This is a genomic window from Acinetobacter towneri (genome assembly GCF_017498585.1).
GTDB lineage: Bacteria > Pseudomonadota > Gammaproteobacteria > Pseudomonadales > Moraxellaceae > Acinetobacter > Acinetobacter towneri.
On record NZ_CP071766.1, the window covers coordinates 1921282 to 1941868 of the forward strand.

The 20587-nt window shown below is 41.0% G+C and carries 23 protein-coding genes; 14 read left to right on the forward strand and 9 right to left on the reverse strand.

Annotated features, from left to right (window positions below; translation table 11 throughout):
- Positions 1–81: 81 nt before the first annotated feature.
- On the reverse strand, positions 82–2106 hold the full coding sequence (locus J4G44_RS09350; RefSeq protein WP_004973335.1) for an NADPH-dependent 2,4-dienoyl-CoA reductase: 2025 nt from the start codon (positions 2104–2106) through the stop codon (positions 82–84).
- Between the two features lie 134 nt (positions 2107–2240).
- Here J4G44_RS09350 and J4G44_RS09355 point away from each other — a divergent pair, with 134 nt between their 5' ends.
- Both J4G44_RS09355 and J4G44_RS09360 read left to right on the forward strand, forming a co-directional pair.
- A complete protein-coding gene (locus J4G44_RS09355; protein WP_004973333.1) occupies positions 2241–2792 on the forward strand; it encodes a PadR family transcriptional regulator in 552 nt (183 codons plus the stop codon).
- Positions 2793–2917: 125 nt separating this feature from the next.
- Complete coding sequence (locus tag J4G44_RS09360) at positions 2918–3826, forward strand: alpha/beta fold hydrolase (RefSeq protein WP_096900864.1); 909 nt, start codon at positions 2918–2920, stop codon at positions 3824–3826.
- 78 nt (positions 3827–3904) lie between these two features.
- On the opposite strand, the gene J4G44_RS09365 is transcribed toward J4G44_RS09360, so the two are convergent.
- Complete coding sequence (locus J4G44_RS09365; RefSeq protein ID WP_096900865.1) at positions 3905–5146, reverse strand: acyl-CoA dehydrogenase; 1242 nt, start codon at positions 5144–5146, stop codon at positions 3905–3907.
- Between the two features lie 264 nt (positions 5147–5410).
- Between J4G44_RS09365 and J4G44_RS09370 the strand changes: the two genes are divergently transcribed.
- From J4G44_RS09370 to J4G44_RS09385, 4 genes are all read left to right on the forward strand, one after another.
- Positions 5411–6112 (forward strand): SIR2 family NAD-dependent protein deacylase, encoded by a 702-nt coding sequence (locus J4G44_RS09370; protein ID WP_004973326.1) that lies wholly within the window; start codon positions 5411–5413, stop codon positions 6110–6112.
- Between the two features lie 162 nt (positions 6113–6274).
- On the forward strand, positions 6275–7357 hold the full coding sequence (gene trmA / locus J4G44_RS09375; protein WP_131260897.1) for a tRNA (uridine(54)-C5)-methyltransferase TrmA: 1083 nt from the start codon (positions 6275–6277) through the stop codon (positions 7355–7357).
- Between the two features lie 241 nt (positions 7358–7598).
- Positions 7599–7823 (forward strand): hypothetical protein, encoded by a 225-nt coding sequence (locus J4G44_RS09380; protein WP_004973321.1) that lies wholly within the window; start codon positions 7599–7601, stop codon positions 7821–7823.
- 224 nt (positions 7824–8047) lie between these two features.
- Positions 8048–8296, forward strand: coding sequence for a hypothetical protein (locus tag J4G44_RS09385; RefSeq protein ID WP_004973320.1), 249 nt, complete (start codon positions 8048–8050; stop codon positions 8294–8296).
- Between the two features lie 30 nt (positions 8297–8326).
- Here J4G44_RS09385 and J4G44_RS09390 read toward each other — a convergent pair whose 3' ends face one another.
- Positions 8327–9079: a phosphodiester glycosidase family protein gene (locus tag J4G44_RS09390; RefSeq protein WP_225530198.1), complete on the reverse strand. Its 753-nt coding sequence runs from the start codon at positions 9077–9079 to the stop codon at positions 8327–8329.
- A 135-nt stretch (positions 9080–9214) separates the two neighbouring features.
- Between J4G44_RS09390 and J4G44_RS09395 the strand changes: the two genes are divergently transcribed.
- Positions 9215–9748: a lecithin retinol acyltransferase family protein gene (locus tag J4G44_RS09395; protein WP_096900868.1), complete on the forward strand. Its 534-nt coding sequence runs from the start codon at positions 9215–9217 to the stop codon at positions 9746–9748.
- A 130-nt stretch (positions 9749–9878) separates the two neighbouring features.
- Here the strand turns inward: J4G44_RS09395 and J4G44_RS09400 are convergent, their stop codons facing one another.
- Positions 9879–11603 carry a glutamine--tRNA ligase/YqeY domain fusion protein gene (locus J4G44_RS09400; protein ID WP_154320707.1) on the reverse strand — a complete coding sequence of 575 codons (1725 nt, stop codon included), beginning with the start codon at positions 11601–11603 and terminating at the stop codon, positions 9879–9881.
- A 206-nt stretch (positions 11604–11809) separates the two neighbouring features.
- Between J4G44_RS09400 and J4G44_RS09405 the strand changes: the two genes are divergently transcribed.
- The gene (locus J4G44_RS09405; RefSeq protein ID WP_004973310.1) at positions 11810–12319 is read left to right on the forward strand and encodes a peptidylprolyl isomerase; all 510 of its coding nucleotides are present in this window, start codon (positions 11810–11812) and stop codon (positions 12317–12319) included.
- 117 nt (positions 12320–12436) lie between these two features.
- Positions 12437–13156 carry a UDP-2,3-diacylglucosamine diphosphatase gene (locus tag J4G44_RS09410; RefSeq protein ID WP_096900870.1) on the forward strand — a complete coding sequence of 240 codons (720 nt, stop codon included), beginning with the start codon at positions 12437–12439 and terminating at the stop codon, positions 13154–13156.
- A gap of 102 nt (positions 13157–13258) precedes the next feature.
- Here J4G44_RS09410 and hpaI read toward each other — a convergent pair whose 3' ends face one another.
- Entirely contained in the window at positions 13259–14053 is a 795-nt protein-coding gene (hpaI, locus tag J4G44_RS09415; protein ID WP_096900940.1) for a 4-hydroxy-2-oxoheptanedioate aldolase, read from the reverse strand.
- Positions 14054–14294: 241 nt separating this feature from the next.
- Here hpaI and nfsB point away from each other — a divergent pair, with 241 nt between their 5' ends.
- Both nfsB and J4G44_RS09425 read left to right on the forward strand, forming a co-directional pair.
- The gene (nfsB, locus tag J4G44_RS09420; RefSeq protein ID WP_180158981.1) at positions 14295–14948 is read left to right on the forward strand and encodes an oxygen-insensitive NAD(P)H nitroreductase; all 654 of its coding nucleotides are present in this window, start codon (positions 14295–14297) and stop codon (positions 14946–14948) included.
- A 118-nt stretch (positions 14949–15066) separates the two neighbouring features.
- Positions 15067–15285, forward strand: a complete 219-nt coding sequence (locus J4G44_RS09425) for a hypothetical protein (RefSeq protein ID WP_004973302.1) — start codon at positions 15067–15069, stop codon at positions 15283–15285.
- On the opposite strand, the gene J4G44_RS09430 is transcribed toward J4G44_RS09425, so the two are convergent.
- The 4 genes from J4G44_RS09430 to J4G44_RS09445 form a co-directional block, all read right to left on the reverse strand.
- Positions 15248–16108, reverse strand: coding sequence for a DMT family transporter (locus J4G44_RS09430; RefSeq protein WP_154320705.1), 861 nt, complete (start codon positions 16106–16108; stop codon positions 15248–15250). The two genes, J4G44_RS09425 and J4G44_RS09430, sit on opposite strands and share 38 nt — an antisense overlap.
- Before the next feature lie 103 nt (positions 16109–16211).
- Positions 16212–17249: a class II fructose-bisphosphate aldolase gene (gene fba / locus J4G44_RS09435; RefSeq protein WP_004973298.1), complete on the reverse strand. Its 1038-nt coding sequence runs from the start codon at positions 17247–17249 to the stop codon at positions 16212–16214.
- 138 nt (positions 17250–17387) lie between these two features.
- Positions 17388–17660: a hypothetical protein gene (locus tag J4G44_RS09440; protein WP_180158982.1), complete on the reverse strand. Its 273-nt coding sequence runs from the start codon at positions 17658–17660 to the stop codon at positions 17388–17390.
- Positions 17661–17813: 153 nt separating this feature from the next.
- Positions 17814–19001, reverse strand: coding sequence for a phosphoglycerate kinase (locus tag J4G44_RS09445; RefSeq protein WP_179997363.1), 1188 nt, complete (start codon positions 18999–19001; stop codon positions 17814–17816).
- A 139-nt stretch (positions 19002–19140) separates the two neighbouring features.
- On the opposite strand from J4G44_RS09445, the gene J4G44_RS09450 reads away from it, so the two are divergent.
- From J4G44_RS09450 to J4G44_RS09460, 3 genes are read left to right on the forward strand one after another with little or no spacing between them, the layout of a single operon-like run.
- Positions 19141–19524, forward strand: a complete 384-nt coding sequence (locus J4G44_RS09450) for a DUF2237 family protein (protein WP_004973294.1) — start codon at positions 19141–19143, stop codon at positions 19522–19524.
- 7 nt (positions 19525–19531) lie between these two features.
- Complete coding sequence (locus J4G44_RS09455; protein ID WP_180158985.1) at positions 19532–20125, forward strand: Maf family protein; 594 nt, start codon at positions 19532–19534, stop codon at positions 20123–20125.
- A gap of 1 nt (position 20126) precedes the next feature.
- Positions 20127–20585 carry a PD-(D/E)XK nuclease family protein gene (locus tag J4G44_RS09460; protein ID WP_180158983.1) on the forward strand — a complete coding sequence of 153 codons (459 nt, stop codon included), beginning with the start codon at positions 20127–20129 and terminating at the stop codon, positions 20583–20585.
- The last annotated feature ends 2 nt before the right edge of the window (positions 20586–20587 follow it).

A 20587-nucleotide genomic window follows, 5' to 3' on the forward strand; every position in this document is an offset into this window, starting at 1 on the left:
TGAAGCACTGCTGCACTGGGCAGAAGCGATTATTAACTCTCTCCCCAGCCCCCTCCCAAAGGAGAGGGAGAAGGAATTACATTAAATTTTCGCTGCCAATTCAGCACCCTGACGAATTGCACGTTTGGCATCTAACTCGCCTGCTTCTTTCGCCCCACCAATTAAATGCACATTTTTGCCTGCTGCCTGTAATTGCTCATACATGGCGGTGTAAGACTCTTGCCCTGCACAAATCACCACATGATCAACTTCGAGCACTGTACTTTGACCATTGACGGTGATGTGCAAGCCTTGATCATCAATCAGGTCATAACTTGCCCCTGCAATCATTTTAACGTCACGGTTTTTTAAACCTGTACGATGAATCCAGCCTGTTGTTTTACCCAAGCCAGCACCCACGGATGATGCTTTACGTTGCAATAAATAAATTTCACGTGGCGATTCTTCAACTTTTGCTGCTTTTAAACCACCGACATGCGCATAATTGGTATCAATTCCCCATTCATCGTAGAATTTTTCAGGATTTAGACTACCACTTTCACCTTCATGGCTTAAATATTCTGCAGTATCAAAACCAATACCACCAGCGCCAATAATCGCAACACGTTGACCTACAGGCTTACGCTCTTTTAATACCTCAATATAGCTCAGCACTTTAGGGTGATTAATACCTGCGATATCCAATTGACGCGGGGTTACACCTGTTGCCACAACCACATCATCGAAGTCAGCATTGAGCAATTGTTCAAAACTAGCCGTATGATTCAATACCAATTTAATATTCGGTTGCAGCTCAATTTGGCGTTTGAAATAGCGCAAAGTTTCGTAAAACTCTTCTTTACCAGGAATGGTTTTAGCAATATTAAACTGCCCACCAATTTGATTCGATGCTTCAAAAATCGTCACCTGATGCCCACGTTCTGCAGCATAGGTTGCAAAGCTCAAACCTGCAGGCCCTGCACCAATCACCGCAATTTTTTTAGTCTGTGTTGCTTCTTTAAAAATGAGTTCTGTTTCATGGCAAGCACGTGGATTGACCAAACATGAAGCAATCTTCATTGAGAAAATATGGTCTAAACAAGCTTGGTTACAACCAATACATGTGTTGATTTCATCACTGCGACCTTGCTCTGCTTTTTGCACAAAGAAAGCATCTGCCAACATTGGACGTGCCATCGATACCATATCGGCATGTCCTGCAGCCAAAACATGCTCAGCCATTTCAGGGGTGTTAATACGGTTTGAAGTGATCAGTGGCACTTTAACCAAACCTTTTAATTTCTCTGTCACCCATGTAAAAGCTGCGCGAGGGACTTTGGTAGCAATGGTTGGGATACGTGCTTCATGCCAGCCAATCCCTGTATTGATAATGGTTGCACCTGCTTTTTCAATCGCTTGTGCCAATTGCACCACTTCTTCAAAACTCGAACCGCCTTCGACTAAATCCAACATCGACAAGCGGTAAATAATAATAAAGTTTTCACCCACTTCTGCACGGGTACGTTTAACAATTTCAATTGGGAAACGAATACGGTTTTCATAACTGCCGCCCCATTCATCATCACGATGGTTGGTACGCGCAACAATAAACTCATTAATTAAATAGCCTTCCGAACCCATGATTTCGACACCATCATAGCCTGCGTATTGTGCCAATTTGGCACAATTCACAAAGTCGGCAATGGTTTGCTGTACTTCTGCCGATGTTAGTGCATGTGGTTTACTTGGGTTAATCGGTGCCTGAATTGCTGACGGTGCGACAATATCGGGCTGATAGGAATAACGTCCCGTATGTAAAATCTGTAAAGCAATTTTGCCGCCTGCATCATGCACAGCCTGAGTCACCACTTTATGTTTTTCTGCTTCTTGACGAGTATCAAGTTTATTGCCGCCCGCAAAGGTTAAGCCTGCATCATTCGGTGAAATACCACCTGTTACAATCAGCCCAACGCCACCTTTGGCACGCTCTGCATAAAAAGCCGCCATACGTTCGTATCCACCCGGTGCTTCTTCTAGTCCAACGTGCATTGAACCCATTAAGACCCGATTTTTTAAAGTGGTAAAGCCTAAATCTAAAGGCGCAAGTAAATGTGGATAGTCAGACATAGAATCTCCCTGCTGGCAAAAATGCTGGCTGTTTTATGCTTAATGCAACTTGTTGCATACTTTTATATTCTAGATTTAATTTTTATGCAACATGTTGCATAATTAAAGCTGAAAAAAATAAAGTTGCTCTGTTTATGTCGCTCGCTCACGTTTTATTGACCAGTTTAATTGAAAAACCCAGTAACGGTATTGAATTGGCACGCCGTTTTGACCGCTCTATGGGGTTTTTCTGGAATGCGACCCATCAACAAATTTATCGCGAACTAAATACAATGCTGAAAAAAGGTTGGATTTCAACCTTAGAAGATGAAGATTCTAGCAGTCGTAGCAAAACCTATCAGGTAGAAGCTTTGGGGCGGCATGAACTGGCAAACTGGATGGTCGAGCAAAGCCCGCCTGCACAATTACGCGAAGAACTTATGGTACGTTTACGTGCCGAAGCCCAACTTGGCGGCAACAGCGTCTTACCCGAACTAGAACGACATTTGCTGCTTCACAAAGCCAAGTTGCACACCTATCAACAGATTTTTGCCAAAGACTTTAGCCAAGCACCTGCGAACAACCGTACCCTGTATATTCATAAAATGATTTTGCAGCTAGGGATAGATCAGGAAATTGGCTGGATTGAATGGCTAGAAAATGTGATTCCTGAACTGAAAAAGTTTGATGCCGAAGCCTCATCTTAAAAGTATATTTTTAAGTAATAGCAACCACATCAATGTGAAATCAGGGTTGCTCACCATACAGAAATGATCAGGCTATGCTATAAAGAATAACGCATCTTTAATTACAACCATGCAAGGAAATGCTGATGCCTTTTTACCGCATGCCCGATGGCGAAGCTCTATTTGTACGTGAATTTGGTCAAGGTGAGCCTGTGGTTGTGCTTTCAGGTTTAGGCATGCACAGTTGGCAATGGTTGCCATTTCTGTATCAACATAAAAAGCAGTATCGTTTTATTATTCCAGACTGGCGTGGTTTTGGGGGTTCAAACCTGTGTGCCGTTCCAGAACTGGATGCTATTTCGAGCCATTGGCAAGATTTAAACAGTCTGCTTCAACAACAGAACCTGCAACAATTTAAACTGATTGGCTATTCCATGGGGGCAACCACTGCCATGCATGGCATGCAATATGGACAATTGGCTGCGCATTTAAGCAGTTATTTACAAATTGACCAAGCACCAAAAATTGGGGTAGATGAAAACTGGCCTTATGGCTTATTTGGCAATCAACATCAACAATTTAAACAGTTATTGATTCATCTGTCCGAGTTTTTACATGATCACGCGCAATATACTGATATTCAACAAATGGATGTGTTGCAGCGTAAAAACTTAGTCGAACTTTGGCTAGAATTTATAGAATTACAAGCCAGCAATAAAATCAGTCCGTTTTTATTTAAACTGGCCGTCAAACGTCCTGTTTTACAACGCTATATTTTACCTACACAGCGTTTAGATTATTTACGCTGGTATATCGACAATTATTTACACCATCAGGAAGATTATCGTGAGGCTTTAACTCAACTGGGTTGTCCGACAGTCTTTTTTACAGGCGCACAATCGACCTTGTATGCGGCAGAAGGACAACGTCAAGTGGTAGAAGCTATGCCGAATGCGAAACAAGTCATATTTCACCAATCTGGGCATACCCCTTTACTGACCGAACCGTTGAAATTTAATCAGGAAATTAGCCAATTTTTAAAACTAAACAGCTAAAGTAAAACGGTGGAAAATGTGGTTTGCAATATTTTCCACCGTAGCATCATTAGACCTAGATTTAGTTTAGATCTAGATTTAATTGGCAAAAGCCGCGATACCCGTTTGCGCACGACCTAAAATTAGCGCATGCACATCGTGCGTCCCTTCATAGGTATTCACGACTTCCAAATTGACCAAATGCCGCGCCACGCCATATTCATCACTGATACCATTCCCACCAAGCATATCGCGCGCCATACGAGCAATTTCTAAGGCCTTGCCACAGTTGTTGCGTTTAATCAGCGAAGTACCTTCGAGTGAAGCAATACCCTCATCTTTCATACGACCAAAACGTAAAGCAATTTGTAAACCCAGCGCGATTTCGGTTTGCATATCGGCAAGTTTCTTTTGAATGAGCTGATTGGTCGCCAAAGGACGTCCGAACTGAATCCGATCCATCGTATATTGATGCGCAGTATGCCAACAAAACTCAGCCGCACCCATAGCACCCCAAGCAATGCCATAACGTGCACTATTTAAACAAGTGAACGGCCCTTTTAAACCACGCACTTCAGGTAACATATTTTCTTCAGGCACAAAAACATTGTCCATGACAATTTCACCTGTGATTGAAGCGCGTAAACCAACCTTGCCTTGAATGATTGGTGCAGAAAGTCCATCCCAACCTTTTTCTAAAATAAAACCGCGAATATCACCCACTTGCCCATCTGCTGAAACTTCTTTTGCCCACACCACAAATACATCGGCAATTGGACTATTGGTAATCCACATTTTCGCACCGTGTAAACGATAACCGCCTGCAACTTTATGTGCTCTGCTGTTCATACTGCCAGGGTCGGAGCCAAAATCAGGTTCAGTCAGACCAAAACATCCGATCCATTCACCCGAAGCGAGTTTGGGTAAATATTTTTGTTTTTGTGCTTCACTGCCAAACTCATAAATTGGCACCATCACCAATGAACTTTGCACACTTGCCATTGAACGATAACCTGAATCGACCCGTTCAATTTCACGTGAAATTAGCCCATAACTCACATAATTTAAACCTGCACCGCCATATTGTTCAGGTATGGTTGAGCCTAACAAACCAAGCTCACCCATTTCACGGAAGATGCTGCGATCTACCGTTTCATGTCTAAACTGATCACGTACCCGCGGCAGTAATTTTTCCTGACAATAAGCATAGGCACTATCACGAATCATACGTTCGGTTTCAGTCAATTGCTGTTCAAGCAAAAAAGGATCTTTCCAATCAAATTTCACTTTTTCACTGTGAGTTGCAGGCGTGTGATTTGGCGATGGATTGTGTTGTGACATGGCATCCTCTGCACATTATTATAGGTTCTGGTTCATCAATATTTGATTTTGTAGCGTCATACTACTTTACTTTATGTTCTATCATTAAAATGAAATAACAAGCAATAAAAAGTGAACTTTGATTCAATTATTCAGCAAAGTTATAGACAGCACTAAACTTTCACATATTTAGATACTTAAAATTCTGAAAAAATGAGCTGTAGATTTGTGTTTCTATTTTCGGCACTTATACTCAAATCTAACCATCCATCAAGAGAATAAAACATGCGTAAATTAGTAGTTTTTTCGGGTGCAGGTATGAGCGCAGAAAGTGGAATCAACACCTTTAGAGATGGTGATGGCTTATGGGAAAAACATCGCGTGGAGGATGTCGCAAGTCCTGAAGCATGGGCAAGGAATCCTGAATTAGTCCAACGCTTTTATAATGAACGTCGTAAAAACATTCTTAATGCGCAGCCTAACTTGGCGCATCGCTTAATTGCTGAACTTGAAGATGATTTTGATGTACAAGTGATCACCCAAAATATTGATGATTTGCATGAACGTGCAGGCAGTTCAGAAGTTTTGCATTTACACGGCAATATTCGTTTAGCCAAAAGCTCAGGGCCTCATGCACAATACACGACAGAATTTTTTCCAATTGAAGGTGACTCGCTGAACTTGCAACAGGATCTTTGCCCACAAGGCTATCCTTTACGTCCGCATGTGGTCTGGTTTGGCGAAGCAGTTCCTGCCTATGAAGAAGCACTGGATTTGATTCAAGATGCCGATATTTTTATTGTGATTGGTACAAGTTTGGTGGTGTACCCTGTTGCTGGATTAGTACACGAAATTCCTGCAAATTGTCAGGCTTATTATATTGACCCAAAAGCCATGCAAGCCCAACTTCCTGCTCAATTTCAACGGATTTCCAAAACTGCCACTGAGGGCATGCAGCAATTGTTCGATCAATTACATCAAGTTTAAAGTAATTACAGTATCTAAATTTTTCCACTTGTAAGATGTCATCAACATGCTTAGGCTATTTTGACATCTTGCAGGATTGCATCATTTTCATAATAGTTTTAGGTATCTCTTTAAAACTTTGTTACCATCGCTCTTTCTCTGTGTTTGTGATGTTTACTGCATATGACCTCATCTTATCAGCAACAACTTGATGCAAAAGTTGCCCGTATTTCTGCCCAATTTGCCGAATATAACCCGCCTGCCTTGCAAGTATTTGCCTCACCAGAACACAACTACCGTATGCGGGCAGAGTTCCGAATTTGGCATATTGAAGATGATCTGTTTTATGCCATGTTTGAACGCAGTGAAGATAAGCAGAAAAAAGTTATTCGTGTAGATGAGTTTCCGATTGCAGACCGCAGCATTAACTTATTAATGCCAAAGCTGTTAGCCGCCCTGAAAGCCGATCCCGTATTATCGGCTCGTTTATTTGAAGTGCATTTTTTAGCGACTTTAAGTGGCGAAATGTTGGTTTCACTGCTTTATCACCGCAAACTTGAATCTGATTGGGAGCCTGCAGCCCAAGCTTTGAGCAAAGCATTAAACATTAAACTGATTGGACGCAGCCGTGGGCAAAAATTCGTGCTATCCGATGAGTATGTAGTTGAACAATTACAGGTTTTTGAGCGCACTTATACCTATAAGCAAATTGAAAGCAGCTTTACCCAGCCAAACGCGCAAGTTTGCCAAAAAATGCTGGAATGGGCATGTACGGTTGCCGAACATTCTGAGCAAGATTTATTAGAACTTTATTGTGGTAATGGTAACTTTACCCTGCCGCTATCGACTCGTTTCCGTCGTGTACTTGCCACAGAACTGGCTAAATCTTCGGTATATGCAGCGCAGTGGAATATTGAACAAAACCAGATTGAGAATATTCAAGTGGCACGCTTATCGGCTGAAGAGTTTACTCAAGCCTATAACGGTGAGCGTGAATTCCGCCGCTTGCAAGAAGCGAACATTGATCTTGCAAGTTATGATTTTGATACGGTCTTTGTCGATCCGCCACGCGCAGGAATTGATGATGCAACCTTAAAACTCCTACAGCGTTTTAAGCGTATTATTTATATTTCGTGCAACCCAGACACATTGCATGACAATTTAAAAACCTTGTGTCAAAACCATAAAGTGACGCAATTTGCACTGTTTGATCAATTCCCATACACCCATCATGTTGAGTCGGGTGTTTTACTGGAAAAGATTTAAACAATTTGTTGCATTATTCTTCAATATTTACAAGTTCTCCTTTTTAGCACTTGTAAATATTATGATGTAAATGAATCAGTTAAAGCATTACAAGCCCTTTAACTGTCATAATTTCGTTAAAAAAATGCAATATCATCGAAAATTCTGCAACTCGATTGCTGCTTTTATCACTTAGGTCGACTTGATTTATTTTTTATATTGGCTATATTTCGATCTATGTTAGGTTGTGAATGAAGGCTCTATGAGTTTTTGGCAAAAGTTGTTCTCTACAGAACAGCAAAACGAGCATAAAAATCAAATTGCTTGTGTTGAAAATGATTGCTCTTGCAAGACAAATGAACAACTTCTCGAAGCTTTAACCAAAGCCACAGATGAAGATGTCATTATCGGGATTAAGAAGGTTCTCGCTTCGCGAGGTTATAGCCGCAAAGAGTTGAATGAACTCCAGCATCTACCATTCCAGTAATGGAATATGATAAAAAAGGCATTTAGTTGAACTAAGTGCCTTTTTTAATGGCTGCATATATATTAGAACGATAAATTTTATAAATCGCGACACGTGCTTGAACTTGCACAAAAACGCTAATCTTTTCAAACGCAGTCAATCATATCTTCATAATCATGCGCTAATATTTCTACACATAATCATTACACCAATAAATTCGAATTATTCAAACAGAGAAAATGACAATGAAAAAAACTAGCCTTAGCTGTCTTGCCCTACTCAGCCTAAGTTTAACAGCCTGTAGCCCAATGCCGAAAGAATGTGCCGAAACTTGGGAGAAAATGGAAAGTTTTGCTAAAAACATGGGTATTTCAGATGAGCAACTTAAACAACAAAAAAAGCAATTTGAAAATGAAGTCAAACAAATGAAAAGCGAAGAAGCAGTCAAAATCTGCAGGATGCAAGGCACAGCCTTAGGTTTTATTGGACAATAAATTCAGCCAAGCCAAAACCAAATTCCAATGTTAGGGTTTACAGCCTTGATGATCTATATAAGCTAAAATTGGACCTAAATTGCGATGTGGATGAGTATGACGTTGTAATTGCGGAATATACGCTGTAGAAATCGAACCATCTAAATACAAGGCATTTGGCGTTTGCAGCTCATCTTTAAAAAAGGTGGCAAATTGATGAAAAGTTACGGGCGTCTTGCTAATCACAAAGTACAGGCTTTGGTCTTTTAACCCAACCCCATTTCTAATTTTATAAGAAGTACTGTCTGCCAAAAAACGTGAATTTAACTGGCGATTAATAACTAACATTGGGCCAGACTGTGTCGCATACTGCGCTTTGAACGCTTGATTGGCATATTGTTGGGTTGTTCCTAAAAACACCCGTTGATGATTCCACGCCAGTACACCATTGGGCTGAATTAAAAAATTCCCCCATCCCTGTTGCTGTCGGTTCAGCTTTTTAAGTTGTCGTCCTTGTTCCACATACAAACCCACAGGCGAATAATCTGGATGAAACATGCCTGCATTCATGGCAAATTGCATGTTTTCACAAGACTGTAGATTTTTTTGTAGTTGTGAAATTTGCAGATATGGTTTCCCTTGCCGATCTTTCAGATATAAGCCTAACTGTGACAACTGTGTCACTTCCACCACATCTGCATTGATTTTACTGTTGTTAACCGTCCATGCGCGAATTTCCGCTTGTGCAGTAGGCGTGCAGAATAAATAACAGAGCAATAAGCACTTCCACCGAGAACAAAACATTATCATCTCCATACCTGCTATGTTACAAATTGTGCATATAACTGAATGGGTTATCGCATATTTGCTTCAGACGCAGTACACTATAAAACCTGATTTCTTTTCTCTACTCATGTTACTTTATTGGTCAAGCGTACGATGCTCAAGCAGAAAACACGATTTCCTTTAGGGGCACATTTAATTGTGAAACACTTCGGCTATAGCCATCATGGTATCTATGCCGGGCGTGGTCGCGTGATTCACTATTCGGGTTTTGCACATCTTTTTAAAAAACACCCGATTGAAATGACCAGTATTGAAAAGTTTAGTCACGGCAAAAATATTATTGTGCAGTCGTATCATGCGCCCAAGTATAAAGGCCGCAAAGTGGTACGCCGTATGCGCTCCAGAATGCATGAAAACAATTATCATCTGATTATGAATAACTGTGAACATTTATGCACTTGGGCAATTACAGGTGTGGAAAGCAGCCCGCAAGTATTTAAGATGATGGATCGTTTAACCACCATTGGTTATGTCAGTTCATTGATGAGTTATATGAACAGTATGATGCTGACCCTGACCACCACTTGCTTTGCTTTAGTGCTCTATATTAAGAAGAAACTACGCGATAAAGCCAAAATGCAGTTACCGCAAATCCTGATGAAGCAGGAACAGCATAAAAACCGCTAATCGCAGTCATTTTAGCGACACTGTATATCTCACAAAATATTCTATAAACCTCAAATAGATAAAACCAAAAGCCCAACCTGAATTGATCAAGTTGGGCTTTCAAGTTGCAAGCTAAAACTTAAATAAGGTGTTACTTGCCAGGTTTGAAGCTGTCTTTTAAGTCTAAAATGCGGTTAAACACTGGTTTTTCCGCACTGTGATCATACTGATCTGCAACAAAATAACCTTCACGTTCAAATTGGAAACGATCTTCTGGTTGTGCTGTTGCCAATGCAGGTTCAACAATGGCTTGTACCACAGTCAACGATTCGGGGTTTAAATTCGCCAAGAAATCATCACCCACTTCTGGATCAGACTCAGTAAATAAGCGATCATATAAACGAACTTCTGCCGCAACGCCTTTACTTGCAGATACCCAGTGAATCACGCCTTTGACTTTACGACCTTCTGGGTTTTTGCCCAAAGTTTCAGGGTCAATTGAACATTTCAGCTCAATGACTTCGCCGTTAGCATCTTTAATCACTTCATCACACTTGATTACATAAGCATGGCGTAGACGCACCTCACCTTCTGGCACTAAACGCTTAAAACCTTTAGGCGGCACTTCTTCAAAGTCTTTACGGTCAATATAAATTTCAGAAGTCAGTGGAATACTACGCTCGCCCATATCTACATTTGGATGACGTGCATGGACTAAATCCAGTGCTTCAGGCAAATTGGTCAAAGTCACTTTAAGTGGATTCAACACCGCCATGCCACGTGCTGCAGTATTTTCCAATGACTGACGGATGCAATATTCAAGCATTGCAACATCCACAATACCATCCGACTTAGACACACCTACACGCTTACAGAAATCACGCAAACCTTCTGGTGTAAAGCCACGACGACGCATACCTACCACTGTTGGCATACGTGGGTCATCCCAACCATTCACAAAACCGCCTTCAACCAATTTACGCAATTTACGCTTAGATGTGATGGTGTAATCAATATTCAAACGGCTAGATTCATACTGACGCGGCACAGCCTCGGATTTCACCTTTTCCACCACCCAATCATAGAATGGACGATGGTCTTGGAATTCTAAAGTACATAGTGAATGAGTAATGCCTTCAATGGCATCTGATAATGGATGCGCATAATCATACATTGGGTACATTTTCCATTTATCGCCCGTTTGGTGATGCGATGAATGTAAAACACGATACAAAATCGGATCACGCATGTGTACGTTTGGTGAAGCCATATCAATTTTGGCACGGAGTACTGCCTGACCTTCGCCTAATTCACCATTGCGCATTTTTTCAAATAAAGCCAAGTTTTCTGCTACTGGCGTATCACGATATGGCGAATTTTTACCCGGCTCTACAAAAGAACCACGATTGAGCTTAATCTCATCAGGGGTTTGCAAATCGACATAAGCATCGCCTTGTTCGATCAGCTGAATTGCCCATGTATATAATTGATCGAAATAGCTTGATGCATAGCGTGGTTCGCCATTCCACTCAAAACCCAGCCATTTCACGTCATTGGCAATACCATCAACATATTCTTGTTCTTCTGCATCTGGGTTGGTGTCATCAAAACGTAAGTTACACACCCCTTGATATTCTTGTGCGATGCCAAAGTTCAAGCAAATTGCTTTCACGTGACCAATATGCAAATAACCATTCGGCTCAGGTGGAAAACGTGTCACCACCTGCTGAGTGCGACCCGCCGCAATATCATCGGTAATGACTTGACGTATAAAGTCTAAGCCCGGCTGTTGTTCTTGCTGCACAGCATCGACAGAGGCATTTGAACTTGGTGTCGGGGTGTTTGGCAGAGATGCAACAACATCATTTGGCTTCATAGCAATAAAATCACTTCTAAAATAAAATTGGATAAACTAGGTTACAGAAACTTCAGTAGTGAAGCATACATCACCCATTAGAACGCTTTTCCTTGTTTTTAACAAAGAAAATAACGTTTTTACTTGCCTTGTAGTTTACAGTTTGCTTATGCTTCTCTCAACCAAAAAACCCATGGCATTCGTGTCCATGTTTAGGAGATTACACAATGAGTTTTCCTCAAGTCGAATTAAACACCAATAAAGGTCGTATTGTTTTAGAATTGAACGCTGAAAAAGCACCAATTACAGTTGCTAACTTCTTAGAATACGTTCGTGATGGTTTTTATGACGGCGTAATTTTCCACCGTGTTATTGATGGTTTCATGATCCAAGGCGGTGGCATGGATGAAAACTTCAAAGAAAAAGCAACACGTGATGCGATTGAAAACGAAGCTGACAACGGCTTAAGCAACGATGTTGGTACAATTGCAATGGCACGTACCCAAGCACCTCACTCTGCTTCTGCACAGTTCTTCATTAACGTAAAAAATAACTCTTTCTTAAACCACACAGGCAAAACTGCACAAGGTTGGGGTTATGCCGTGTTTGGTAAAGTTGTTGAAGGTATGGACGTTGTAGATGCAATTAAAGGCGTGCGTACTGGCAACCGTGGTTATCACGCAGATGTTCCACTAGAAAATGTGGTGATTGAATCTGCAAAAATCATTGCTGAATAAGAATCTTACCCGACCTCGCTTACGCACATCATTTTAAAGTACTGCTTTAAAATTCGTTTAGGGAGGAGAAATCCCTCTTTTAAAAGAGGGATTTCGGGAGATTCCAAGGAATAATTCGTGACCTATCTGTTTATCGCAGATTTACACTTGTCACCAAATCACCCTCGACTTGTTCGGGGGTTTTTAGATTTGCTAGACGCTTATCAAAATAAAAACACCCAACTGTATATTTTAGGCGACTGGTTTAATGCATGGATTGGCGATGATTACACCGCAGCGTGGCTCGATGAAGTTGTTGCACGTTTAAAGCAATTTAGCCAAGCAGGTAATCAAATTTACTTTATTGTCGGCAATCGTGATTTCGCTTTGGGTCAGAAATTTTTAGATCAGTTTTCAGGACAACTCCTGCCCGATGTGTACACGCTGCATATTGGTTCTCAACAGGTACGTTTAGAACATGGCGATGCACTGTGTACCGATGATGTGTCCTATCAAAAATTCCGTAAAATCATTCGCAATCCCATCATTTTAGGGATTTTAAAGAAAACACCTTTGGCTTTTCGGCAAAAACTTGCACAAGGTTTCCGCAAAAAAAGTCAGCAAGCCAATCAAGTCAAAAGTTATGACGTCATGGACGTAAATGCAGATGCTGTGTCACAAGCCTTGCAGCATGCAGATGTGTTAATTCATGGGCATACGCATCGTCCAAATATTCACAATGAACACGGCAAACCTAGAATTGTATTAGGCGATTGGCGCGCAGATGCTGCACAAATTTTAGTAGTTGAACCAAATCAAGCCTTAGCAACTTGGCAACTGAGTCATTGGAACTATTAAGCGCAACATCTTTACATAAAAATAATAGATACAACACTAAAGGTACTTAGCTAAACATAGCTAACTAAAACCTCTTTAGCCAAAATCTCTTCAGCTAGCAGATTAATACCCACCTTCCGTTTTAATCACTTCGGCATCAGCTTTATATTTAGCCAACAACTCACGCAGCGAAGTCATCAACACACTGGTATCTACCCCAACTGCCACAAATTCTGTGCCTAAATCCAAATACTTTTGTGTCACTTCATGTTGGGTCGATAAAATCCCTGCTGCTTTGCCTGCTGCACGAATCCGTTGAATCGCATCGACCACAGCGGCTTGTACTTCTGGATGGTTCGGATTGCCTTCATAACCCATCGTGGCAGATAAATCCACCGCACCAATAAACACCCCATCAATCCCATCGACTTGTAAAATAGCATCCAGATTTTCTAAACCTGTGACCGATTCAATTTGAATGAGCAAACAAATATTTTCATGCGCTGTCGCGTAATAATTTGGAATACTGTTCCAGCGAGTTGCACGTGCTAAAGCTGCGCCTACGCCGCGAATACCTTCAGGTGGATAACGTACCGCTTTGACCATCAACTCAGCGTGTTCAACGCTTTCAACCATAGGAATCAGCAAAGTTTGTACGCCAATATCCAACAGTTGTTTAATGAGTTGCACACTGCCAATCGGCGGGCGCACCACCGCTTGAGAGGGATAAGCCGCAATACTTTGTAATTGTGACAAAGTGGTTCTTAAATCACTCGGTGCATGTTCCCCATCAATTAAAAGCCAGTCATAGCCTGCATTGGCAGCAATTTCAGTACCATACGCATCTGCTAAACCTACCCATAAGCCAATTTGCTGCTGAGTTTTTAATTTACGCTTAAAATAATTGATATATTCCATCCATACACCTTTGGGATGCACCATGCTCAAGTTTATATTTAACGCCTATTTGCTATAAACAACCAATAGTGAAAACGTCTTGCATGATTGAATTTAACACTAAGTTTAAAGATGTTTATGTCGTGCTCATCTCATCTTAACCGCATAAATAGCACATGGATTCATTCCGTTAGCATAGCGAGGCATGTTAAGCTTTTGGCGCACACCTGCCCCAAATATAGTCTTTAAATGGAGATGATTCATGGATTTGCTCAACGTTGCACAAACTCGTTATACGACCAAAGCCTATGATGCGAGTCGCACTATTCCTGCAGAACAATTTGAGCGTTTATTAGAAATTCTGCGTTTAGCACCATCTTCCATTAATATTCAGCCGTGGCATTTTTTTATTGCAGATCGCCCTGAAGCCAAACAACGTCTTGCTAAAGCTTTAGTTGGAAAGTACGCCTATAACGCCCCTAAAGTTTTAGATGCTTCGCATACCATTTTATTTTGCACCAAAGCTGACATTAGCGAATTACATTTAGAAAACCTGCTTAATCAGGATGCTGCTAGTGGACGCTTTAAAGATGAAGCCGCTAAACAAGGTCAGAAAGACAGCCGCACAGGTTATGTCGATTACTACCGCAATGAAAAAGGCGATATTCAGCGTTGGGCAGAAAATCAAACCTTTATTGCACTCGGACAAATGCTTTTGGCTGCAGGCATTGAAGGAATTGACGCAACGCCAATTGGTGGTTTTGATGAAGCAATTTTAACTCAAGAACTGCAACTAACTGAGCAAGGACTGATTCCTTCGGTTTTATTGTGTTTAGGCTATCGTAGTGAACAAGATTTTAATGCCAAACTGCCAAAATCACGCCTTGATAAACGTGAGATTTTCACGCAACTGTAAAACAAACATGCGATAACACTAGGGACAAAATTTGTCCCTATTTTTTGGTCTGAATTTTGCTTTATCTATATTTGCAATCTGTACTCAATCTCTATCAAAAATAAAAATGAGGTGTATGATGCTCAATTTAATGCCGCTAAAACTAGAATGCCGACGTTGTAAAAAACTGTATTTATATCAAGCCAAACCAAGCTATCCAACCCTGCGCTGCCCGATCTGCGATAGAACCACAATGCTGCATGGTCTTGCAGAAACTGCAGATTTATTGCGACATCCTTTTCGCTTTATGTTGAGTTATCTTAAACCGTCATGGCATAAGCGAGGCAAAGCACACTAAGCAATGCCAAGCCTAGCCCAATAGTGGTCGTGCTTTTCAGCTTTTCTTTAAAGAACAATACACCACTGATCACGCCAAATAGCACCACTAAAATATTCATCCCTGCAAATACCACTGCAGGGCTGTCTTTGAGCAGCATGTGAGCTTTGACATACAAGGCAATATTGGCAAAATTCAGTGCACCCAAAATTAAACCTGCACTGATATTTTGCATACTGCCCATGCTTTTATCGCGGATTAAGATATAAGCCATCGCCAAAACAAAAGCACATACAAACATCAAATTCAGTGCAACTGCAAATTGCAGTCCTAAACCTGTGGTGTATTTAAGCAAAACATCAATCAGTGCATAACCCAACCAAACACAGCTCAAATATAAGATGCCTTGTTGCGCTTTAGCAGACTGCACTGCAGCACGATGCGAATACAAAATGCATAAGACCGCGATAATCCCAAGCGCGATTCCCACAATTTTCAGTTGGCTAAAATTTTCCTGAAAAATAAAATAAGCGGCTGCTAAAGACAAAACCACTGACAAACGCTGTGCAATTTCAGTTTTTAAAATACCTGCGCTGTCCAACGATTTTGCTAATGCTAAAAAGACACTGGGCAACAACACACCCAAACTAATAATGAGCCACCACGGCGTATGTTGGATTGAGATCGTGCCCAAGTTGGGTTTAAACCAGTAAAAACACAACACACTGGCACTGACATAATTCCATGTAATCATCTGCATGGGGTTAAAACCCTGCGTTTTGCAGACTTTTAATAAAATAGAGACCAGTACACTACAAAAGGCTGCGGCTACAATCAGTTCCATGACACGCTCGAGGATTGTTTTTGTTCTTGATTGGAAGTTGTGGACTCATCAGTAAAAAGCCCACAAGGACTGTGGGCTTTCGAGTTCTTAATTAAATTAAGAATTATTTGTAACGTTCAACCATTTTCTCTAAAGAAATTGGGCGAATTTTGTCTGCATTACCTGCAGTACCAAATGCTTCATAACGGTCTATACAAATTTGTTTCATTGCATCTACAGTTTTTGCGAAGAATTTACGTGGGTCAAATTCGCTTGGTTGTTCTGCCATCATACGGCGCATTGCACCAGTAGAAGCTAAACGTAAATCTGTATCGATGTTGATTTTACGCACACCATGCTTAATTGCTTCAACCAATTGCTCAACAGGTACACCATAAGTTTCTTTGATGTCACCGCCGTATTGGTTAATCACCGCCAACCATTCTTGTGGTACAGAGCTAGAGCCGTGCATTACAAGGTGTGTATTTGGCAACGCAGCATGAATTTCTTTAATACGGTCAATTGCAAGAATATCGCCTGTAGGTGGACGAGTAAACTTGTATGCACCGTGCGAAGTACCAACAGCAATCGCTAAAGCATCCACATTAGTATCTGCAACGAAGCTACGTGCTTCTTCAACAGATGTTAACAATTGAGAGTGGTCAAGTACGCCTTCTGCGCCCACGCCATCTTCTTCACCTGCCATACCTGTTTCAAGACTACCTAAACAGCCAATCTCACCTTCAACCGATACACCACACGCATGCGCCATTTGCACAGTACGACGCGTCACTTCGACGTTGTATTCATACGACGTTGGTGTTTTACCATCTTCACCCAAAGAACCATCCATCATTACTGATGAAAAGCCTAGTTGGATCGAACGCTGACATACATCAGGACTTGTACCATGGTCTTGGTGCATAACCACTGGAATATGTGGCCACTCTTCAATTGCAGCCAAAATCAGGTGACGCAAGAATGGCGCACCTGCATATTTACGCGCACCTGCCGAAGCTTGAACAATTACAGGTGAATTGGTTGCATCTGCGGCTAACATAATTGCGCGCATTTGTTCTAAGTTGTTGACGTTAAACGCTGGAACGCCGTAAGCATGTTCACCGGCATGATCCAAGAGCTGGCGCAATGAAATAAGAGCCATAATATCCTCCCAAATAATGTTGGTTATTCTACCCTGTGATTTGTTTCAATTCAGCAACAAATCGCCTTTTTCAAAAAAAAGTCCCTGCAAAAGCAGGGACTTTTAAACAAATTACTACAATTTGTCGTTTTTCAGCACTTATTGCGCTTCAGAAGCAGCAACTTCTGTGTCTGCAGTTGCAACATCAGCAGGTGCATTTGCAACGTCTTCAGGAATATCAGTGTTGCCTTCATCCATGATTGGTTGGTCAATTGCGTCGATTGCAGCTTGTTGTTCTGGTGAAACTTGAGCGTTATCTACAACTGCAGAAGATGCATCAGTTTCAGTCGCAGGTGCGCTTTCTTTTTTGGCACAAGCAGTCAAGGCTAAAGATGCAGCAATTAAAGCAGCAAGTGTTAGTTTTTGAATCATCGTCATTTCCTACAGTTAGGGCACTCGTTATGATTTAGTTTATTGCACATTTATGACATTTTTATGACTAGATTGTGACGCAAATGAGAAAAGGCTGGCCGAAGCCAACCTTTTGCATATTTTTGAATTTCTAAATGAAAGATTTTTTAGCAATTAAGCACGTTCTAATAGCACTGCAACTGCAGGTAAGGTTTTACCTTCGACAAATTCAAGGAATGCACCACCACCTGTAGAGATATAACCGATTTTGTCTGCAACGTCATATTTGTCAATTGCAGCTAAAGTGTCACCACCACCTGCAATAGAGAAACCTGCAGATTCTGCAATTGCCAATGAAAGTGCTTTGGTGCCTTCACCAAATTGATCAACTTCAAATACACCCACTGGGCCATTCCAAAGAATTGTTTTTGAAGTTTTTAAAATTTCTGCAAATGCTTTTGCAGTTTCTGGACCTACATCTAAAATCATGTCGTTATCTGCAACATCTTCAACTTTTTTCACAGTTGCTTTCGCTGCTGCCAATGAACCCAAGAAATCTTCAAAATTAATTTCAGCGGCATCTGCAACTACAACATCGGTTGGCAGTGGTACAGAAACTTTTGCGGCAATTGCTTTGGCAGTGTCAATCAAATCATTTTCACATAATGATTTGCCCACGTTATAGCCTGCTGCAGCAAGGAAAGTATTGGCAATACCACCGCCTACAATTAATTGATCGCAAATATCAGACAATGAAGTCAATACATCTAACTTAGTCGATACTTTAGAACCTGCAACAATCGCCACCATTGGTTTTTCAGGTGTTTTTAAGGCACGACCCAAAGCATCTAATTCCGCAGCCAATAATGGGCCTGCTGCTGCCACTGGTGCTAAACGTGCAACGCCTTCAGTAGAGGCTTCTGCACGGTGCGCGGTACCAAATGCATCCATCACAAATACATCACACAATGCTGCATATTTAGCGGCAAGTTCTGGGTTGTTTTTCTTTTCACCGTGGTTAAAACGGCAGTTTTCCAATAAAACGACTTGACCAGGAGCAACGTCTACACCATCTAAATAGTCAGTGATCAGTTGAACATCTTGACCTAATGCTTGGGTTAAATACGCAGCTACAGGTGCTAAAGATTGTTCAGCTTTTGGCTCACCTTCAACAGGACGACCTAAGTGAGAATACACCATCACTGCTGCACCTTTGGCAACAGCAGCTTGAATCGTTGGCAATGCCGCACGTAAACGTGCATCGCTGGTGATCACACCATTTTTAACAGGTACGTTTAAATCTTCACGAATAAGGACACGCTTACCTGCTAAATCGAGGTCAGTCATACGCTGAAAGTTCATGTATAGCTCACTTTATTGATATCAAAACGCCACGATTTTAAATGATTATGCAGAAAAAGGTTAGCAACTTTTGTAGAATTGCTGTTTAAAGCAAAAGTTTTGATTATGATAGAGAAAAGCCACCATCTTTCTCGCACTTATGTCTATTCATCCTGATCCAAATATCAATCGTTTAAATGTTTTGGGCGAATCTCTCGCCAGTTGTTGCTTTGATCCTATTACTGGATATTTTCGTAACGGTTTTTGTCATACCGCCCCAACCGATTTAGGTCAGCACACCGTTTGTGCACAAATGACCTCTGATTTTTTAAATTTCTCGCAAAAAATTGGCAATGATTTAATCACGCCAGTACCAGAAGTTGGTTTTAACGGCTTACAACCGGGTGATTTCTGGTGTATTTGCGTCACCCGTTGGGTTGAAGCCTATCAGGCAGGTCAAGCACCACCAATTAAAATTCAAGCCTGTCATCAGTCAGTATTGTCTTATGTGCCTTTAGATATTTTGATGGATTATGCGGTGTGATGATCTGATGCAACATCCTGAAATTATTTTAGCGTCTGGCAGTCAAACTCGTCAGCAATTGATGAATCGTCTGCATTTGGCGTATAAGTCAATTTCACCTGATATTGATGAATCTGCACAGGGTGAATTGCATGCAGATAATTTGGCGCGACGCTTGGCTTTTGAAAAAGCACACTGTATTGCGCAGCAATATCCTGATGCAATTGTGATTGGTTCAGATCAAGTGGCATGGCGTGAACAGCAGCCAGATATTTTTATAGGTAAACCGCTCACTTCAGAAAAAGCTATACAACAATTACAAGCCAATTCAGGTCAAACGGTTTATTTCAGCACTGCGCTGAGTGTGCAGCAGCAATCTACAGGCTTTGAACAAACGGTTGTAGAACACTACACAGTTAAATTCCGCAGCTTAACTGACAATGAAATTGCACGATATGTTGCAAAGGAACAACCGCTACACTGTGCAGGTAGTTTTATGTGCGAAGGTTTAGGTATTAGTCTGTTTGAAGCCATGCAAGGCAATGACCAAACTACCTTGATGGGTCTGCCGATGATTCAGTTATGCCAGATTCTGCGTCAATTAAATATTTTGGTACCTTAAATTGCAAAATCAAACCAGAAAAGGCTTTAAAGATACAAAAATGAATTACGAAGAGTTCTTTCAAGAACTGGCTTTAGAGTTAAGGGCTTTAGCAAAAGCAAAAGACCTTTATGCCCCACAATTAGCTCCAAATTTTTCAATTTTCAACTATATTCAGTGTGATGAAATGATGTTAAGTCGCATTTTAGCTGACTTATTAAACCCACATGGTCATCATGCGCAAAAAGCTCTGTTTCTCAAATTTTTCATCCAACACCTTAATATCAAGTCTGATAACTATCAATTTGATTTAGAATATGCCGAAGTTAAGACTGAAGCTTTAACTATTACTAGCCAAACTAAAAGGCGCATGGATATCTATATAAGAATACCTTGTTTAAAGTCTAATAAAGTATTTGGAATTTGTATTGAAAATAAACCATTCGCAATGGATCAATTTAACCAACTAAAAGACTATTAAGC

Coding starts and splice junctions, on each gene's coding strand:
- J4G44_RS09380 (WP_004973321.1), top strand. CDS start 7,599: ATGAGTTTTTGGCAAAAGTTGTTCTCTACAGAACAGCAAAACGAGCAT.
- J4G44_RS09390 (WP_225530198.1), bottom strand. CDS start 9,079: ATGTTTTGTTCTCGGTGGAAGTGCTTATTGCTCTGTTATTTATTCTGC.
- trmA (WP_131260897.1), top strand. CDS start 6,275: ATGACCTCATCTTATCAGCAACAACTTGATGCAAAAGTTGCCCGTATT.
- J4G44_RS09450 (WP_004973294.1), top strand. CDS start 19,141: ATGTCTATTCATCCTGATCCAAATATCAATCGTTTAAATGTTTTGGGC.
- J4G44_RS09360 (WP_096900864.1), top strand. CDS start 2,918: ATGCCTTTTTACCGCATGCCCGATGGCGAAGCTCTATTTGTACGTGAA.
- hpaI (WP_096900940.1), bottom strand. CDS start 14,053: ATGGAATATATCAATTATTTTAAGCGTAAATTAAAAACTCAGCAGCAA.
- J4G44_RS09395 (WP_096900868.1), top strand. CDS start 9,215: ATGCTCAAGCAGAAAACACGATTTCCTTTAGGGGCACATTTAATTGTG.
- J4G44_RS09455 (WP_180158985.1), top strand. CDS start 19,532: ATGCAACATCCTGAAATTATTTTAGCGTCTGGCAGTCAAACTCGTCAG.
- J4G44_RS09440 (WP_180158982.1), bottom strand. CDS start 17,660: ATGATTCAAAAACTAACACTTGCTGCTTTAATTGCTGCATCTTTAGCC.
- J4G44_RS09400 (WP_154320707.1), bottom strand. CDS start 11,603: ATGAAGCCAAATGATGTTGTTGCATCTCTGCCAAACACCCCGACACCA.
- J4G44_RS09445 (WP_179997363.1), bottom strand. CDS start 19,001: ATGAACTTTCAGCGTATGACTGACCTCGATTTAGCAGGTAAGCGTGTC.
- J4G44_RS09425 (WP_004973302.1), top strand. CDS start 15,067: ATGCTCAATTTAATGCCGCTAAAACTAGAATGCCGACGTTGTAAAAAA.
- J4G44_RS09355 (WP_004973333.1), top strand. CDS start 2,241: ATGTCGCTCGCTCACGTTTTATTGACCAGTTTAATTGAAAAACCCAGT.
- nfsB (WP_180158981.1), top strand. CDS start 14,295: ATGGATTTGCTCAACGTTGCACAAACTCGTTATACGACCAAAGCCTAT.
- J4G44_RS09350 (WP_004973335.1), bottom strand. CDS start 2,106: ATGTCTGACTATCCACATTTACTTGCGCCTTTAGATTTAGGCTTTACC.
- fba (WP_004973298.1), bottom strand. CDS start 17,249: ATGGCTCTTATTTCATTGCGCCAGCTCTTGGATCATGCCGGTGAACAT.
- J4G44_RS09405 (WP_004973310.1), top strand. CDS start 11,810: ATGAGTTTTCCTCAAGTCGAATTAAACACCAATAAAGGTCGTATTGTT.
- J4G44_RS09370 (WP_004973326.1), top strand. CDS start 5,411: ATGCGTAAATTAGTAGTTTTTTCGGGTGCAGGTATGAGCGCAGAAAGT.
- J4G44_RS09430 (WP_154320705.1), bottom strand. CDS start 16,108: ATGGAACTGATTGTAGCCGCAGCCTTTTGTAGTGTACTGGTCTCTATT.
- J4G44_RS09365 (WP_096900865.1), bottom strand. CDS start 5,146: ATGTCACAACACAATCCATCGCCAAATCACACGCCTGCAACTCACAGT.
- J4G44_RS09385 (WP_004973320.1), top strand. CDS start 8,048: ATGAAAAAAACTAGCCTTAGCTGTCTTGCCCTACTCAGCCTAAGTTTA.